Here is an 18,351-nt window from a genome sequence, read left to right on the forward strand (position 1 = left end):
ATTAAAAAAATAGCTTAAATAGGCATCATAGCATGGTATATTTTCCAATCGCTATCTTTACTGTTGTTTAGCATTGTGTTCTGAAGAGCCTCTTCCGTCCTGGAATATTACCCAATTTATTACAATATATTAATAACTATTTCATCCATGAAAAGAATTAGCACAGGCATGCTTATAGGTCTGTATGCCTTATTGGTCCTAACAAGCTGTTCCAAAAAAAAAGAAGAAAAGATTGAGAACGTCCAGTATCAAGTAACCAATCCAATATTAATTGATACCACCCTCTCTAAAAACTATGTCTCCCAGATTCAATCGATCCGTAATATCGAGATCCGAGGTCTTGAAAAGGGATATTTACAACAGATTTATGTCGATGAAGGCCAGACTGTACAAGCGGGTCAGCTTTTATTTAAAATAATGCCTAAATTTTACGAAGCTGAGTATCTGAAAACGCAGGCACAAGTTAAAGCGGAAGAAATAGAACTTGAAAATACGAAAGCATTAGCAGATAAGAACATCGTTTCTAAAAATGAATTGGCGTTGGCACAAGCGAAAGTTGATCAGGCCAAAGCAGAAATGTCATTGGCAAAACTTCATGTAACGGCAACCGAGATTCGGGCTCCTTTCGCAGGAACCATCAACCGGATTCCCTTGAAGCTTGGTAGTTTGGTCGACGAAGGTGAACTTCTTACCAGTTTATCCGACAACAGTCAGGTGTATGCTTATTTTAATGTATCGGAATCTGAATACCTCGACTACCAGACGAATACGGAAAATAGAGCCAACAATGAAGTGAATTTACTTCTTGCAAACAATCAGTTACTGAAATACAAAGGAAAAGTAGAAACCATAGAGAGCGAATTTAATAATGAAACAGGAAGTATTGCTTTTAGGGCACGCTTTCCAAATCCAGATAAACTTCTTAGAAACGGCGAGACAGGGCGGGTACAAATGCTTGTACCGCTGAAACATGCTTTGATAATCCCACAAAAAGCTACTTACGAGATTCAGGATAAAACCTATGTCTTTGTCATTGACAAAAATGGAGTTGTTAAATCTAGAAACATCACCATTAGCAATGACCTTCCTGATCTTTATGTTATCTCTTCGGGACTAGCGCCCACAGATAAAATATTGATCGATGGCGTTCAAAAGGTTAAAGATGACGATAAGATAAAATTCGAATTTGTAGCGCCGCAGGAGGTTATGTCCCATTTGCAAATACACGCTCAATAATTCACCTCTAAAAAATTAACGATGTTTAATAAATTCATTCATAGACCAGTTCTTTCCATCGTCATTTCCTTGATTATTGTGTTTCTTGGAATATTGTCGATGCTCAAACTGCCCATCACGCAATTTCCGTCCATCTCTCCACCTAAAGTAAACATAACGGCGGAGTATCCCGGAGCAAATGGCGAGCTGATGGTAAAATCGGTATTGATCCCCCTAGAGCGTGCGATCAATGGTGTACCCGGCATGAAATACATTACCTCAGATGCAGGTAATGACGGAGAGGCTTCTATTCAGGTTATTTTCAACCTGGGAACAGATCCCAATCTCGCTGCAGTCAATGTACAAAATAGGGTTTCCTCTGTTATCAATAAATTACCGCCTTTAGTCGTTCGCGAAGGTGTAAAAATAACCCGTGAAGAGTCTAACATGCTCGTCTACGTCAATTTATTCAGTAAGGACCCCAAAGCCGATCAAAACTTCCTCTTCAACTACGGTGATATCAATATCCTATCCGAGCTGAAACGGATTGATGGTGTTGGAGTTGCCGACATTCTAGGTAACAGAGAATATGCCATGCGTATCTGGTTAAAACCAGATCGCATGCTCGCTTACAAAATATCTGCTGATGAAGTATTAAAAGCACTTGATGAACAAAGTTTGGAAGCTTCTCCTGGTAAAACGGGCGAAAGCTCTGGAAAGAGATCACAAGCATTTGAATATGTACTCAAATATCCAGGTCGATTCAATACCAAAGAGGGTTATGAAAACATCATTCTGAAATCAAATCCTAGCGGTGAAGTACTGCGTGTAAAAGATGTTGCTGATGTCGAATTTGGAAGCTCGATGTATGATATCTATTCTACGCTAAATGGTAGACCTTCCGCAGCTATTGTTATTAAACAGTCTTATGGAAGTAATGCGAGTGATGTTATTAAAAACATAAAAAGCAAATTAGCAGAAATTAAAGAAACGAGCTTTCCAAAAGGCATGGATTACGAGATCAGTTATGATGTTTCCAAATTTCTGGATGCATCAATTGAAAAGGTCATCCATACCCTTCTTGAGGCCTTCGTCCTCGTTGGTATTGTGGTATTTCTCTTTTTAGGAGATTGGAGGTCTACTCTTATTCCTGCCATGGCAGTTCCAGTTTCTTTGATCGGCACATTTGCCTTTATGTCCATGTTTGGAATTACCCTCAATCTCATTACCCTATTTGCACTGGTCATGGCTATTGGGGTTGTGGTCGATGATGCCATTGTCGTCATTGAGGCTGTACACGCCAAGATGGAGGAAAAAAATCTGTCACCTCTCAAAGCGACGGAAGAAGCGATGCATGAGATAAGCGGGGCTATCGTAGCGATCACACTTGTTATGGCGGCAGTATTTATTCCAGTAGCATTCATGTCAGGACCTGTTGGTATCTTTTACAAGCAGTTCTCCATTACCATGGCCACAGCCATTATTTTATCTGGTGTGGTTGCGCTAACACTTACACCTGCGCTTTGCGCCATCATCCTAAAAAATGAACATGGACATCCAAAGAAAAAAACGCCATTAAATAGGTTCTTGACAAGCTTCAATAATCTTTTCACAAAAGGAGCTAATCGTTACCAAGATCTACTTCGTAAGATCGTTAATAAAAGACTGGTCACATTCGTACTCTTGGCAGCATTTTGTTCTGCGATCTTCTTTTTAAACAATAGCCTACCTTCTGGCTTCATTCCAAATGAAGATCAAGGCATGTTTTATGCCATTATTCAAACTCCTCCGGGGTCTACTCTAGAACGTACCAATCAAATTGCCGAAAAACTTCAGGCAATAGGTATGGGGATTGAAGGTGTAAAATCGATTTCTTCTCTGGCGGGTTATGAAATTCTAACTGAAGGTACCGGAGCTAATACTGGAACCTGTCTGATCAACTTAAAGAGTTGGGAAGACCGTAAAAACTCTGTTCAGGACGTGATGCACGAACTCGAAGAAAAGTCAAAAGATATTACCGGAGCTACGATTGAATTTTTTGGACCTCCGGCAGTACCCGGATACGGTGCCGCAGGTGGATTTGAATTGCGCCTTTTGGATAAAGCAGGTTCTGGTGACTTCAAAAAAATGGAAACCGTAAGTAAAGATCTAGTAAAAGAATTGAGTAAACGCCCCGAACTGGCATCTGTATTTACCTTTTACAGCGCTAGTTTCCCTCAGTTTATGTTGCATATCGACAACGAAAAAGCCGAACAAAAAGGAGTTACGATCGACAATGCGATGAGTACACTATCCACATTGGTAGGAAGTAATTACGAAACCAGTTTTATCAAATATGATCGGCAGTATAAGGTCATGGTACAGGCATTGCCGCAATATCGCGCACAGCCGGATGATATCCTGAAACTGTATGTGAAAAATAATCGGGATGAGATGGTTCCATATGCGGCATTTATGACATTGGAAAAAGTATATGGTCTTTCCGAAATTACAAGACACAACATGTACAACTCTTCAGAGATCAGCGGTTCTGCGGCCCCTGGATATAGCAGTGGTGAGGCGATTAAGGCTGTTACTGAAGTAGCCAAAGCATCCCTTCCAAGAGGATACGGTATCGAATGGGCAGGAATTTCAAAAGATGAAGTTTCCCGCGGAAACGAAGCGGTCTATATCTTTCTGATCTGTCTTACTTTCGTTTACATGATCTTAGCAGCGCAGTACGAAAGCTTTGTCTTACCACTTGCAGTTGTACTTTCTTTACCTGCAGGTATTTTTGGCGCATACTTTTTACTGAAAGTATTAGGTCTTGAAAACAACATTTATGCGCAGGTAGCCATGGTTATGCTCATTGGTTTGCTCGGTAAGAATGCGGTACTGATCATTGAATTTGCGGTACAAAAGCACAATGCCGGCAGTTCGGTTCTTGCTGCGGCAATCGAGGGAGCTGGGGTGCGATTCCGTCCGATCTTGATGACATCCTTTGCATTTATTGCGGGTCTTATTCCGCTGGTATTTGCTACAGGACCTGGAGCTATTGGAAATAAAACCATAGGAAGTGCTGCCGCCGGCGGTATGCTCATAGGAACCGTATTTGGTCTACTCATCATACCTGGACTATACTATATTTTCGGAAAAATTGCGTCGAAAAGTAAATTAACGTCTTACGAAGACGAGAATCCATTATCAGAAGAAATCGATCACAATGTATAATATTAAGATAAGAAAGTGGATCGGAATAGCCGTTTTGTGCTTTATAGTCGCAAGCTGTAAAGTACCCGCTATTCCAATTGTAAAAGAGAACAAGGTACTTCCTGTAGCGTTTAATGACTCGACAGCTTCATCTCAAGACAGTTCAAACATGATTGTTACGCCATGGCGTGACTTCTTTTCAGATCATTACCTGAGCAGTCTGATTGATACAGCTTTGAAAAACAATCAGGAGCTTATGATCACTTTGCAAGAGATAGAAATTGCGAAGAGCGAAGTTCGGTTTAAACAGGGACAATTACTTCCTACTGTTGAAGCGAGAATCGGAAGCGGTGTCGAAAAAGTTGGACGCTATACAAGTCAGGGTGCAGGGGATGCGAGTACTGATATCGCACCCGGAAAGAAATTCCCTGATCCGCTCATGAATTATGAAGCTGCTCTTACCGGAAACTGGGAAATAGACATCTGGGGTAAATTGCATGATCAAAAAAAGGCCGCAATAGCCCGCTATCTCTCCACGATGGAAGGGAAAAACTTTGTTTTGACAAATTTAGTTGCTGAAGTGGCCAACAGCTATTACGAGTTACTTGCTTTAGATAACCAACTCGACGTCGTACAAGAAACTATCAAGCTCCAAAAAAATGCATTAGAGGTTATCCAAGCACAAAAAGAGGCCGCAAGATCAACCGAACTTGCGGTTCAGAAATTCAAAGCTGAAATGCTCAATTCGCAAAGCTTAGCGTACGAGATTAAGCAGGATATTCAGGAAACTGAAAATAGGGTTAATCTTTTATTGGGACGCTTTGCGCAAAAAATCCCACGGGATAAGAACAGCTTTCTAACGATGATATCACCCGCGGTTCATAGTGGTATTCCTTCCCAGTTATTAGCCAATAGAGCGGATATCAGAAAAGCAGAATTGGATCTAGCGGCCGCAAAATTGGATGTTAAAGTTGCCCGTGCAGAATTCTATCCCTCTTTTAACATTTCTGCAACTTTAGGTTTAGAGGCCTTCAAACCCTCTTATTTTGTAAAAATGCCGGAGTCTATGTTATATTCGCTTGCTGGAGAACTTGCCATGCCTTTGATCAATAAAAATGGTATTAAAGCTGAATTTAGCAAGGCTAGTGCACTGCAGCTACAAGCGATGTATAACTATCAGCAGACGATATTAAGTGCTTATGCCGAGGTTTCAAACCATCTTTCCAAGATCAGCAATCTGCAAAAAAGCTATGATCTTAAATCACAGCAGGTAGACGCTTTAACAAAATCAAACGATATCTCTAATGATTTGTTTAAGTCTGCCCGGGTTGATTATTTCGAAGTACTGATGACCCAGAGAGATGCATTAGAAGCAAAGTTAGAGCTGATTAAAACAAAAAAAGATCAGTTGAATACTGTCGCAAATACCTATCGTGACCTTGGCGGGGGTTGGAAATAAGAAGAATACTTAAGGTAAAAAAGCAGACATTAAGGGGCTTACAGTTAATCTGTAGGCCCTTTTGCTTTATAGTTTTTTATCATGAAATTAAGAGCCACTTCTCTTCTCCAACTACGACGCTGTTTTATTGTGCTTCAGCCATAATTTTTAAAACTTTAAAAGCAAAAAACAGTTTATAGTAGAAACTATTGATTAAATTCAATAAAGGTTTAGAAAAAGTTAATTTACTAATACTAACGCTATGTGGAAGAAATACAATATAAACATCATCTTTTTTGCTTTGATCATTACAAGTTGTAAAAGCACTAAGAATGATGCGGACATCCTCTATTACGGAGGTCCCATCTTAACGATGGAAGACGGTAATCCTCAAGTGGAAGCACTTGCTATTAAGGATGGGAAAATTCTTTTTGCAGGTACGAAGAAAGAAGCCATGAATTATGCTGGTTCTAAAACCGCTGAAGTAGACTTAGAAAACAAAACGTTAATGCCCGGATTTATTGATGCACATAGTCATGTTACTTCGCGAGCAGGCATGTCTCAGGCTGTTGACCTTTCTCCAACTCCTTACGGTACTGTAAACAGTATTGCAGAACTGCAGACCACACTTAAAGATTATATCAAAAAACATCAGCTGGATCCAACTACTCCAGTGATGGGGAATGGATATGACGACGCGATTATTAGTGAGCATAGACATCCGACACGTGCTGAACTGGATGCTGTAAGTACAACAAATCCCATAATCGTGATTCACACTTCAGGGCATGCCAGCGTTATCAATACGGCTATGTTCAAGTTACTACAGATTCCTGAAGATGCTAAAGATCCGCAGGGAGGACATTATGGCCGCGATCCGAAAACCCATCGTCTAAATGGAAAATTGGAAGAAAATGCCAGTTTCACGGCACTAATAAAGTTAACCTCACTTTTACCAAAACCCACCGAAACAGATGGTTTATCACAGTCCCTTAAAGATTTTTTAGCGGCGCAGGATGAATGGTTTAGTTATGGACAAACCACGATATGTGATGGTCGAACTATGGGTATAGGACTTACCTTACTTCGAGAAGCAGCGGCCAAGAAGCTAATAAAGGCAGATATCGTTTATTTTCCTGATTTTGAAGCCAACAAAAAGGAGTGGGAATCATTTTTACCACATTACATGAAATATGAAAATAACCTCAAATTTGGAGGTTTCAAATTTTCGGATGACGGCTCTCCACAAGGTAAAACAGCTTGGTTGACACAACCCTACTTAGTTCCTCCTGAAGGACAAAACAAAGATTATAAAGGCTTCCCAATTTTTACGGATGAAGTTCTTTATGAAGATTTAAAAACGATTTTCTCAAAAAACATCACCGCCCAGCTACATGTGAACGGAGATGCTGCTATTGATCAGGCACTGCGTGTAATAGGAAAATTAAAAGAAGAAGGGATTTATAAACCGGAAATCCGTGCCACACTCATTCATGTGCAAAATAGTAGACCTGACCATATTGCGAAAATTAAAGAAGTGGGTGTCATACCTTCATACTTCTCTGGACATGTTTATTTATGGGGTGATTGGCACTACAACAGTGTCTTCGGTCCGCAAAGAGCTGCTTTTATAAGTCCTGCAAATGCTGCAAAAAATGCCGGGATTACATTTACCATACACCACGATGCTCCTGTCACGCCACCGGATCTGATAACAGGTGTGTATTCTGCTGTTAATAGAATAACACGTTCAGGTATGGTCCTGGGTGCAGATCAACGTATTCCGGTTATCGATGCGTTAAAAGCGATCACCATCAATGCCGCTTATCAATACCAAGAAGAGGATATAAAGGGTTCATTAAAAGCAGGAAAACTTGCAGACCTTGTTATTTTAAATAAAGATCCTTTGACCATTGATCCGAAAGAATTACGCTCTGTTCAGGTCTTAGAAACAATCAAGGAAGGTAAGACAGTATTTAAACGATAGCTACGCATATTAAGAAAACTTATACCAATGAAAAGAATAATCAATTTATTACTGTTGCTATTTGTGAGTACCAGTAGCTTTGCTCAAGGACATTACAATGGTTCATCCTTTAATCCAAATGATTATTTTGCCCCACATGCTGGCTTTATCATTCCGGTATGGTATGGCTATGCCAATATGAACTATTATAATAAGCAGGGGAATAAATCGGATCAACTGATCAATCCGACACCGAACAATCCGACGACTCTTAATATCGAGCAAAATGTCAAGACCCATTCATTTATCTTAATGGCTATTTATGGCGGCAAAGGTAAAATCTTAAATGCAGACTGGGGAATGATGATCATTCCAACCCTTAATAGCCCCACGGCAAGTATTGCTTTAGATTATTATTCGCAACAGACAGGGGCTGGCCGTTATAATTTCACAAATAAAAGTCTCGGTTTTGGTGATATGTATATCCAGCCGATCTGGCTCTCATGGAAAGATGGAAAATTCAAATATGCGTTAAATTACGGCGTGTGGGCTCCCACCGGAAAATATGAACACAATAGTTTAGACAACGGTGGTCATGGTTACTGGTCTCACAATATTCGAGGGGCATTACAATACAAACCGCAACCCAAAATCAATCTGAGTATTGCGCCAACCTTCGAGATCAATCAATGGCAAAAAGATACTGACTTCAAAGAGGGAAGCCATCTAACTGTCGATATGGGAGGTTCTTATGTGCTCAACAGCCGTGGCGATGAAGTGGGGGTATTCGGTCACTACACCAAACAGGTTTCAGATGATAAAGGAACTGAAGGTAGTTTCTTGTCAGATCAGACAGCAGGAGTTGGTGGCTTTGTTTCCTACTGGATTGTACCTAAAAAAATTGGAGCAATGGCACGTATAACCCAGAACTTTGCAACAGAAAGCCGATTCGGAGGTATGGCTGTACAGGCTGGTGTTAATATTTTAATACCTTCAAAAAGTGCATCTCACTAGATAATTTGAATCCGGATTGACGATACTATCGCCTTAAAGGATCTATTTGTAAAAAAGTGATTGAACAAAAGGTTGAACAGGTGATTTCTATCCCGTTCAACCTTTTTTATTAATAAACTCTTGATCGTTAAAAAACGTAATCAATTTTATACCTTCTTATCATGTTACACAGGGAACAAAGAGACTGATCTATTAAAATATAGACTAAGATTATATTTGGTTTTACACGGACATATAATGGACGGATTAGGGATCGGAGAATGTTGTAATTTATTGCAAATTAATAATAAAATAAACATTTTGACCAGTTCTTTGTTTTCTCTTAATAAACCATAAACCAACAAATTATGCCTAATTTCAACCTGAACCGTAGAAAATTTATTCAAGGTGCTACTGCTGTTTTAACTTTATCTGCTCTACAAGCAAAAGGGGTTTCCTCTGCAAGTACACTTAAAAATATGCGGGTCGGATTGATTGGAGCAGGTTGGTACGGTAAAAACGATCTATTTAGACTCATGCAGGTACGCGATATTGATGTTGTAGCAATCTGTGATGTGGACAGCAAACATCTGGAAGAAGCTGGAAAATTGATCAGTGAACGCCAAATATCCAGAAAAGTACCAAAACTTTACAAAGATTACAGAGCAATGCTCGACGCACATAAACTGGATCTGGTACTCATCGGAACACCCGATCACTGGCATGCGCAACAAGCAATCGACACCATACGTTCAGGGGCACATCTTTATCTCCAAAAACCCATTAGCATTGATGTTCTTGAAGGCGAAGCTATACTGAGCACAGCAAGAAAACACAATAAAAAAGTACAGGTAGGTACACAGAGAAGAAGTACAGCCCACCTTATAGATGCTAAAAAAAGCATCATAGATCAAGGACTGCTTGGTAAAATATCACATGTCGAGATGTGCTGTTATTATCATATGCGTAAAAATGGAAATCCTGCAGTAGAACCTGTTCCTGACTTTCTGGATTATGAAATGTGGACAGGCCCGGCTCCATTGCGTCCTTATGATGGTTTACCACATGGTGGCTGGTGGCGCACTTTCATGGAGTATGGTAATGGTATTACCGGCGATATGGGTATGCATATGTTCGACACTGTTCGTTGGCTTTTAGGACTTAAATGGCCAGAAAAGATTACTTCAACAGGCGGTATATTTGTGCAAAAAGGCGGAAAATCCAATATTGTGGATACGCAGACTGCTATATTTGAATATCCTGACTTAAATTGCGTTTGGCAGATGCGGTCCTGGGGAACTCCTGCAGATCCAGAATACCCTTGGGCATTTGTTATCTATGGAGAAAAAGGTACTTTAAAAGGCAGTGTCATGAAATATGAGTTTATTCCTGTTGGTAAGGGAGAGCGTATTGCGATGGATGTTGTTTATGAGAAAGAAAAATTTCCTGCAGATCTCAATGAACCCAGAATCGAACTGCACACCGCTCCTGCTACCCGCCAACATATGCTGAATCTTTTATCTGCGATTGAAAATGACCATCTCCCTATTGCTGATATTGAAGAAGGACATATCTCAACGGCAAGTTGTATTCTCGCCAATCTATCCATGTTATTAAACAGACCATTGGTCTACGATCCTATTAAAAAAATATGCATTGATGATCCTGAAGCAACCAAATTATTAAGAAGACCTTATCGGGCACCTTGGAAGCATCCGTTTTTGGGATAATTAAATTAGTATAAAAATATTTAGGATTTAATTTTCGAAATTTAAGTTTTTCCTTTTTTTTCCTAATCACAAGAATTTTAAAAAATATAGCTAGCTTTGCGACTTGCATTTTTTTAAATATTTTTATGAAAAGAACATTACTAGCATTAGCGGCAACATTATATCTCGTTGCAAGCGCAAAAGCACAAACCTCTTATGGGCTAAAAGCCGGTCTTAATTTCGCAAAAGTTAAGACAACTGGAGGTAATACTTCATTTACAACTGATGCTGCAACCTCATTTTATGTAACGGGTTATGCTGATCTACCTGTTTCAAGTAACCTGAGTGTACAGCCAGGAATCTCTCTACAAGGTAAAGGTGGCGCCATTTCGGAAGCATACACAGATGGAAAAGCGAAAGATAATCTAATGTATATTGAAGTACCTGTAAATTTTGTTTATTCAATTCCTACAGGAAATACAGGTAACATATTTTTAGGAGCTGGCCCTTATGCGGGTTTTGGAGTCCACGCAAAGACTTCGCAAGGAAACTATAGTGAATCAAGCAGCTTTAGCGATGCGGGCTTAAAAAGCTTTGCAGCGGGTCTTAACTTTTTAACAGGATTCAAATTCGCTAATGGATTCTTGATCAACGGTGGATATGATCTGGGATTGACTAATATCGTAGAAGATTTGCAAGGTGCTTCCGCTAAGAATCGTGTATTTTCTGTCGGAGTTGGTTTCCAATTCTAAAGATAATGACGTAATAAAACGTTCTTCCTGTATAGAAAAAACAAAAGCCGTTCGCGATATCGTCGAACGGCTTTTTCATACAATCACATAGCACATACTTATCTATTAAAATCTTTTGAAAAGCAGTTCGCAAAATCATCCATTTTACACTTGTTTATTTATTATAGAGCGTCCGCCATACAAAACTATTCAATTAAATAATTCCAACTTCCATGAATATCTTTTATCTCCCAAGATTCAACTTTCGTTTTTATAAATATTAAAATTAGCTGTATTCCATTTGGTGATATCAACAGATTTTAGCTAAAAATCACTCTTTAATCAAATTGAACATGGTCAATTTCGCGATATGGCGAAAGGAATCTCCGGACTCACTTGACCATTTCACCACGTGGCGAAATCATACAGCCACCATTCCGATGCATTTTCCCGAGTATCCATATTAATCCGTCATCTCGGTGAATCACTTAGTCCTTCCTCCTCCCCTCTTCATGAAGCCCAAAAGCTCTTTGACATATTGCGAGACCACACTGTCAACGGTGTGTTGCATTTCCCCGGGTGATCAAAACATTTCCTCTCCGCTCTAAATCACATCGACCTAGGTATAAATGCTTTTCTCCATCGTCGAAACCGCTACGCCATAGCGCGAAGACATGCTCCGTTGCACACTCCCCATAAAACTGACGATTTCCCAGCTTGCCTAGAATGCGTCAATTCTTCATTATTTGACACTTCGTCCTACTACTTCTTATCGCAGTTTACTTACTGCATATCTCGTTGTCAAGTCATCATTAGCTTATTGTTCACCTGTTGCATCCTTGATATAATAGTCCTATTCGCTGGGTTCATCGATATGCATAATCAAACGGATATTTGTCCAGCTAAGATTCGCTACGTAGAGAATGTGGCAAATTCAGGGAATACTTGGTAGAGCTGCCTCATGTTCCACAAATTGGCTTCTGATAAGATTTTTAAGAGTTATTCCATTGGCCGGTAAATGCCCCATGAGAAAGATAAAACAAACACATGTTCACTATTTCACACATGTTCATGGAACGTGAACATGTGTGAAATAGTGAACAAAAAATAAGTAACAAACTATCTAATTTGCTGATTATTAATCAACATAAGGCTTCACTAAAGTATTACAGATTTTACAAATATCGACCTTCCGCTCCTTTCTTATTTCTATCTTAAAACCCATTTAATATCGAGTCTGAAATCAAGTTACAACAAAAAAGAACAGCTAAAGGAATTACCTTTAGCTGTTCTTTCAATGATAGATTAGATATCTTCTCATTAGATTAATCTGACCAAAAAGTATGATCTACTTACTACCTTTTGCTATATAAAGTAATTTGGGTGCATCTTTAATAAATACATCCAATACTCCGTCTGCAATTTTAACTGGCCCTTCAAAGCGAGTCGCACCTGGTGTTGATGGAATAACCGCCGCCTTTTTAGCGAGTTCTTGAGCTTTATCAAAATAACCGATACTATTACTTTTACCCATTTCTACCTCCTGCAAACCTAAGACAACTGATTCTAAAGCCTCTCCCCATATTGCCATCGCATCTAACCACGGTCCAGCTTCACGGACAAAACCCTTATCAATTGTTCCTGAACGAATAATATTTGGAGCATTTCTAAATTCATGAGCATGATTTATTAGACTTTTAATAGCCTGCGCACGATCATCTTTATTACCATAAGAAAAAGCATCTCTAAACTTATCTAAAATTGATTTTAATGCAGGTGCTTGCACTTGCCAAGGGTGTGTTCCAAATGTTGGGGCTAAGTGCTGGGTATCGAAAAACAGCAATAGTGCCTGAGTGGTTTTTGGATTATTTCCAGCTAATTGACGTGCAGCAAATGTCCAAGTACGAGAAGCATCGTAATCCTGATCATTCCAGGCAAAAGCAGCCACTCCCGATATTGCTACTCTACTAGCAGCTTCCTGATTCATTGGATTGGACAAAATCCCGGCAAGCTGTTTTGATAACCCTGCTTCCCTTCTATCATATGGTGCTAAAAGAAGCCTTCCTTTAGATTCTGCATAGTCATTTACAGGATAATTATCCCAGAGCAATGTTGGTTTTCCAAACACCTTAGTAGCCGCTTTTGCATCATTTATTGAAATTGATGGCGGAACGACATCAGTTCCTGTCCATTGAACAACGATATCTTGATTTAAATTTTTACGTAATGCAGCTTTATACGGGGTTTCTTTAGCATCATAATACTCGGTGGGAACCATAATTAAATTTGGCGCCTCAGGATCTACTCCCTTGATATAGTCCTGCAATTTATTTAATAATGATGATTGTGCTACTGCAGCAGCTTCGGGGCCTGATTTCCCAAAAGTGATCGAGTCTTGATTACAGTTCCATTTTTGATACTCAATATCATCTAATGCCAAATAAAAACTACGCACACCCACGCTTCTTAACGCATTTACTTTGTCTTTTAATAGATCAAAATCTGTTTTACATGAAAAACAAATCGTTGGACCAGGCGATATTGCATAAACAAAGTTGATATGATTATCGGTTGCAATCTTTGCTATACGGCCAAGTTCTGATAATGTGTCCGCTGGATAAGGTTCTCTCCATCTATCTCTAGCGTAAGGATCATCTTTCGGCGTATATACGTAGGTATTGGCTTTAACAGAGGATAAAAATAATAAATGTTGCTCGCGCTCTAGCATAGTCCAGGGTTTCCCGTAGAACCCTTCCACCGAACCGCGGATAGGCTGAGCTGGGTAATCTTGAATCAATAGTGATGGAAAGAAAGCGCTCGTGATTAACTGTGCGAAGCTTTGTGTGGCATGAAATAGACCATGCGCATCATGCCCCATTAGTGATATTAAAAAACCTTGATCTTTTTTTCCACTAGAAATTACATAACCTTCTTTATGAGAATCTAAAATTGCCTGGTTGTTGCTAAGAAGTGCTGTTCCGTCCCCATTTTTGCTCACCCCTAAAACCACTACTGTACCTCGAATTGACTTTGGAATCTTTTGGGTTGTATTCACATTCTTCACTCCTGCCTTGTTCAGCATCTTCACTACTGTGGTCTTAGTATACTCACTAACCTCTGATAATGCAACTAAAGTAATGGTCTGTCCAAGAGGAAAGCTCTCGCCTTGAAGCTCCATAAACACAGGTGAGGGAAATATAGAGGGAAGGGTTGATACCGTAGCAGTTTCAAAATTCTTTTGCTGAGCATACCCAAATTTTAAACTTCCGCTTAAAATAACTGCCCCTAATAAACCATATATAATTTTTTTATTCATCATTAAATTAAGTTTAATTTCTATGCTAATTAATAGCATAAATTTCAAAAATAATATAATTCACCCATATAACTTCCATGTATGTGATTTATTACATAATCAAACTCCCCGTACGCGCATCTTAAATTTAAATTGATTAGTATGACAACGATGTCATAGATAGAGAATGAAATCGTGTTATCAGAATATTTCGGTATCCAGACTTTGTGGACTATTTGGCAGAACAAGGTAATCCTATTATAAATATATGGGCAGAGAGCAGGAATATTCCGTTCGCATTGAACTTGTATTGGTCCAGGTACGAGAAATACAGAAGGACTCCCATCGCATGGGTGGCCTTAAGCTTCGCAACATACTGACAAAAAAATGCGCAGCGCGATGATTGTGCTGGGAAGGGACGCTTTCTTCAGGCTGTTGCATGAGAATGACGTTTTGGTAAAGTGCAAACGCAGGTATGCCATCACAATCCAATAAGACCACCGTTTCAAAAAGTCGCCCGATCTTGTGTAACGTAGGCAGGCCCTCCATCCCGAACAGATAGGGATGAGTGACATCACCTACATACGCATCCGGAACAAATGTATCTACCTGTGCCTGATTACAGATGCCTATTCCAGAAAGATCCTGGGCTACAAACTTGCCCGCCGACCAACAGCTAAGCCCTGTATATAAGCACTCCTGATGGCGATAGCGCATAGGATGTACCCATAGAACAGTCTGACCCACCATTCGGATCGAGGCATCCACTATTGCAACACAAATTATATCAGTATATTGCAAGAAAACGGTATTGCCATAAGTATGACACAATGAATCGGGCAGGCCTTCTGCAAAAAAGCGCGAAGAACTACTTGATAAAAACAATAAAACCAAACATAGAACAATATTATATGATCCTGCTAATCCGGATTATAAAGAAGGGTCCGATAAATATATCGGGCCTAAAAAGAAAAACAAGAATAATTCATGAAATAACATCACGAAATAGTTCAATACATGAAATTAACAAAAGCAAAATTGACGTCAAAAGTTAAAGCTCCTTTAGAAATATTAGGTTATACCTACTTTAAAGAATCAATTTCTGCCGCACAGGGATTCTTCTCGAAAAAATTAGAAAACGGCTTTTATTTGACACTTGGCTTAACAATTGATAGATATAGAGAAAGTGATTTTACTGGAGATTTTTATTATTCTAAAACAACCAGATGGTCCTCTGTTTGGGGCGACATCCCAAAAGAAAGTTATGAACGTCCAGGCTTCATAATGTCAACAGAAGAACGGAAAACTTACTTTCACATTGAAAATGAAAATTTATGCGATTATTGGTGGGATGGTTTTGATGATTCATCAATTGCTAATTTTATTGAAGTCATCAAACTCACCGAAAGTAGATTATTTGAAAATACTGAATTAACAAAAAAGATCGAAGAGAGTCTAAGCGTTTCTCAACTCAAAAATTACGCCGTTGAAGTAAAAAAACTTGTTATCAGCATTGAAAAATTGAATTTATCATATTCTTATTTACCAGATAAAGAAATAGATGGAATACCTATTCAATGGTTTAAAGCTTCTGAATATATATTAAAAATGCATGAGGGAATTTTAAATAAAAATACAGTAAAAGCCTTGGCTTCAGATGCATTTATTCAAAATATACTTGATAATAATAAGTAAAGATTAAATCATAAATCTTAGTATCATTTTGACCTCCTCCCAATAAACTGGAACAACCAAAAATAGAAAATTGATAAATAAAGCGAGGGATCAAGATTTATTTGATCGCTCGCTTTAGTACCCGCATACTTTAAAGCTTGTTAGAGTTTCAGTTTTAAAAATCCATAAGCTTAGTCACTGGTATATTAGATTTATATGCAGTTTTTTTTAAGATGGATATAACGTTCTCCCAATTTTAGGATAACGTCAGATATCGTGAATTTGTTTCAGCTCTCTCTATACTTTCCAATTGTGTAACATCTATTTCTTAAAGTTTCTGCGAAAATCATTAGACTAACCATTATCATCATAATTTTACGAAATTAAACTAGTGAGGCTATATTTGCTATTACCAATAAAAAAATAACCATAAAATACCGTTTGCACAATTTGTACAAACTAATATCTTTGGGAAGGTAAAGTTCTTTGAAAAAGGCGATTTGCAGCTGCTACAGAATCGGCAGACTGTGAAAAAATCATTAAGGCCAATAAGATTACGGTGCAAGGTTCTATGATGCTGAGATAGGAAGGTGGAATGTGGTCGATCCGCTGGCGGATGCTGCATACGATTGGTCGCCGTACCGTTATGGATACAATAATCCTATTAAGTTTACTGATCCGACAGGGATGTTGGAGGATAATTATGAAATTTATGATGATGGAAGGATCGAAGTGACAAGAACAAAAGATAAAACAAATACTTATACCTACCATGAAGCTGATGGAAAAACAAGAGATCTTGGTACATATAATAAAAGAGACATCAAAGATTCAAAAGGAAATACTGTAGAGTTAGTTGACCTTTCGTCAGTAGACCCTAGCTTATTACTAATAACAGATAATGCTAAAAAAGATCAGAGTACTTATTTGCAAGAAGATTTCGCAGCTGCTGTCTTAGGAGCAGCTGGTCATTTTACTGCGTTTGAATTACATGGAATGGCTAGGGCTTATGGAGATTATGGATTACAGGCTACTCAGTTAACAGATAAAAATGGAAAGCATAGTGGACATGGAGGGAAATTAGGTGAATATGCAGATATTAGATATGGAAGTATTTATCCTGGAACAAGTCAGGCAATTTGGGTTGGTGATAAAAACTATAGTGAACATTTTAGCAAAAAGATTGTGACATCTCTTTATACTTTAGGGTTTAAAAATTCTAATTCAATTCTTACAGAAAATTCAAAGGGGAATGGCCCTGCTCTGCCAAATACAAAATTTGTCGCGCCTCCGCCTGGTAAAAATTTTCATCATAAGCATCATATGCATATTCAACAGTTAAATAGACGAAATTTTAGTATTAAATAATCACCAATGAAAAACATTGTATTACTATCATTATTGAATATTTGTTTTGGCAGTCAGGTTTCTTGTCAAGGACAGATAATAAATAAACTGGATAAAGAAAAGATGATACAAATTAAGGTAAATAAGGAGATAATTAGTGATAAAGATTATCAAAACTTGATAACCCACAAGTTTCTTTTTTCTTTAGATTCGTCCGCAGCTATAGTGAAAATAAATGATAGATATAAATTCGTTCTGGAAAATAAAAAAAATGTTGTATTTCAGGACAAAGGTAAAGAGGATGATTTGGATTATAGAAACTATAGTTATTTAGGAAGTTTAAATAATTCTTTATTATATTTTTCAGCTGATGGATACGAGACAAATGAACTGTTTATCTTTAATATTAAAAACGGTATTCAAACAGAGCTTCTATCTTTTCCGTTTTTGAATCAAGAAGGCACTTACTTTTTTACATACAGTAATAATTCACAAGTAGATTATTTAGAGAATAAAGTCAATATATTTTCGATAGATAATTCTAATAAAATTAAGGAAGTTGTAAGTTTTAATTATGAGGATTTATTTCCTGTAGAAATGTTCTGGATATCCAAAAATGAAATTGTTGTCAAATTCCTTATATATAGGGATGAAGAAGAGACTTTTAAATTTGAAAAATGGAAATTAGAAATGTGATACTTTTATTTCAATAGGATTACGGTGCAAGGTTCTATGATGCTGAGATAGGAAGGTGGTGGATCCATTGGCGAAGGAATTTAAGAGTCATTCATTCT

At 38.3% G+C, this 18,351-nt stretch carries 10 protein-coding genes and 1 pseudogene; 10 read left to right on the forward strand and 1 reads right to left on the reverse strand.

The annotated features are described in order from the left end of the window. Positions 1 to 147: 147 nt before the first annotated feature. From FHR29_RS19550 to FHR29_RS19580, 7 genes are all read left to right on the forward strand, one after another. Positions 148 to 1,236, forward strand: a complete 1,089-nt coding sequence (locus tag FHR29_RS19550; protein WP_183916374.1) for an efflux RND transporter periplasmic adaptor subunit — start codon at positions 148 to 150, stop codon at positions 1,234 to 1,236. A gap of 21 nt (positions 1,237 to 1,257) precedes the next feature. Further along, entirely contained in the window at positions 1,258 to 4,425 is a 3,168-nt protein-coding gene (locus FHR29_RS19555) for an efflux RND transporter permease subunit (RefSeq protein WP_183916376.1), read from the forward strand. Next, on the forward strand, positions 4,418 to 5,863 hold the full coding sequence (locus tag FHR29_RS19560; protein ID WP_183916378.1) for a TolC family protein: 1,446 nt from the start codon (positions 4,418 to 4,420) through the stop codon (positions 5,861 to 5,863). The genes FHR29_RS19555 and FHR29_RS19560 overlap by 8 nt, the downstream gene beginning before the upstream one ends. Positions 5,864 to 6,104: 241 nt before the next feature. Further along, entirely contained in the window at positions 6,105 to 7,829 is a 1,725-nt protein-coding gene (locus FHR29_RS19565) for an amidohydrolase (RefSeq protein ID WP_183916380.1), read from the forward strand. A gap of 27 nt (positions 7,830 to 7,856) precedes the next feature. Beyond that, positions 7,857 to 8,822: a transporter gene (locus FHR29_RS19570; protein WP_183916382.1), complete on the forward strand. Its 966-nt coding sequence runs from the start codon at positions 7,857 to 7,859 to the stop codon at positions 8,820 to 8,822. 347 nt (positions 8,823 to 9,169) lie between these two features. Beyond that, complete coding sequence (locus FHR29_RS19575) at positions 9,170 to 10,531, forward strand: Gfo/Idh/MocA family protein (RefSeq protein ID WP_183916384.1); 1,362 nt, start codon at positions 9,170 to 9,172, stop codon at positions 10,529 to 10,531. A 125-nt stretch (positions 10,532 to 10,656) separates the two neighbouring features. After that, positions 10,657 to 11,262 (forward strand): porin family protein, encoded by a 606-nt coding sequence (locus FHR29_RS19580; RefSeq protein WP_183916386.1) that lies wholly within the window; start codon positions 10,657 to 10,659, stop codon positions 11,260 to 11,262. Between the two features lie 1,327 nt (positions 11,263 to 12,589). On the opposite strand, the gene FHR29_RS19585 is transcribed toward FHR29_RS19580, so the two are convergent. Next, the gene (locus FHR29_RS19585; protein ID WP_183916388.1) at positions 12,590 to 14,560 is read right to left on the reverse strand and encodes a beta-N-acetylglucosaminidase domain-containing protein; all 1,971 of its coding nucleotides are present in this window, start codon (positions 14,558 to 14,560) and stop codon (positions 12,590 to 12,592) included. 993 nt (positions 14,561 to 15,553) lie between these two features. On the opposite strand from FHR29_RS19585, the gene FHR29_RS19590 reads away from it, so the two are divergent. The 3 genes and pseudogenes from FHR29_RS19590 to FHR29_RS19600 all read left to right on the forward strand — a co-directional run bounded on the left by FHR29_RS19590 (position 15,554) and on the right by FHR29_RS19600 (position 18,253). After that, positions 15,554 to 16,231 carry a hypothetical protein gene (locus FHR29_RS19590; RefSeq protein WP_183916390.1) on the forward strand — a complete coding sequence of 226 codons (678 nt, stop codon included), beginning with the start codon at positions 15,554 to 15,556 and terminating at the stop codon, positions 16,229 to 16,231. A 546-nt stretch (positions 16,232 to 16,777) separates the two neighbouring features. Next, positions 16,778 to 17,578, forward strand: a pseudogene (locus FHR29_RS19595) (RHS repeat-associated core domain-containing protein); the annotation flags it as partial. 6 nt (positions 17,579 to 17,584) lie between these two features. Continuing rightward, positions 17,585 to 18,253, forward strand: coding sequence for a hypothetical protein (locus tag FHR29_RS19600; protein WP_183916392.1), 669 nt, complete (start codon positions 17,585 to 17,587; stop codon positions 18,251 to 18,253). The last annotated feature ends 98 nt before the right edge of the window (positions 18,254 to 18,351 follow it).

Source organism: Sphingobacterium sp. JUb56 (assembly GCF_014191365.1).
Classification (GTDB): domain Bacteria; phylum Bacteroidota; class Bacteroidia; order Sphingobacteriales; family Sphingobacteriaceae; genus Sphingobacterium; species Sphingobacterium anhuiense.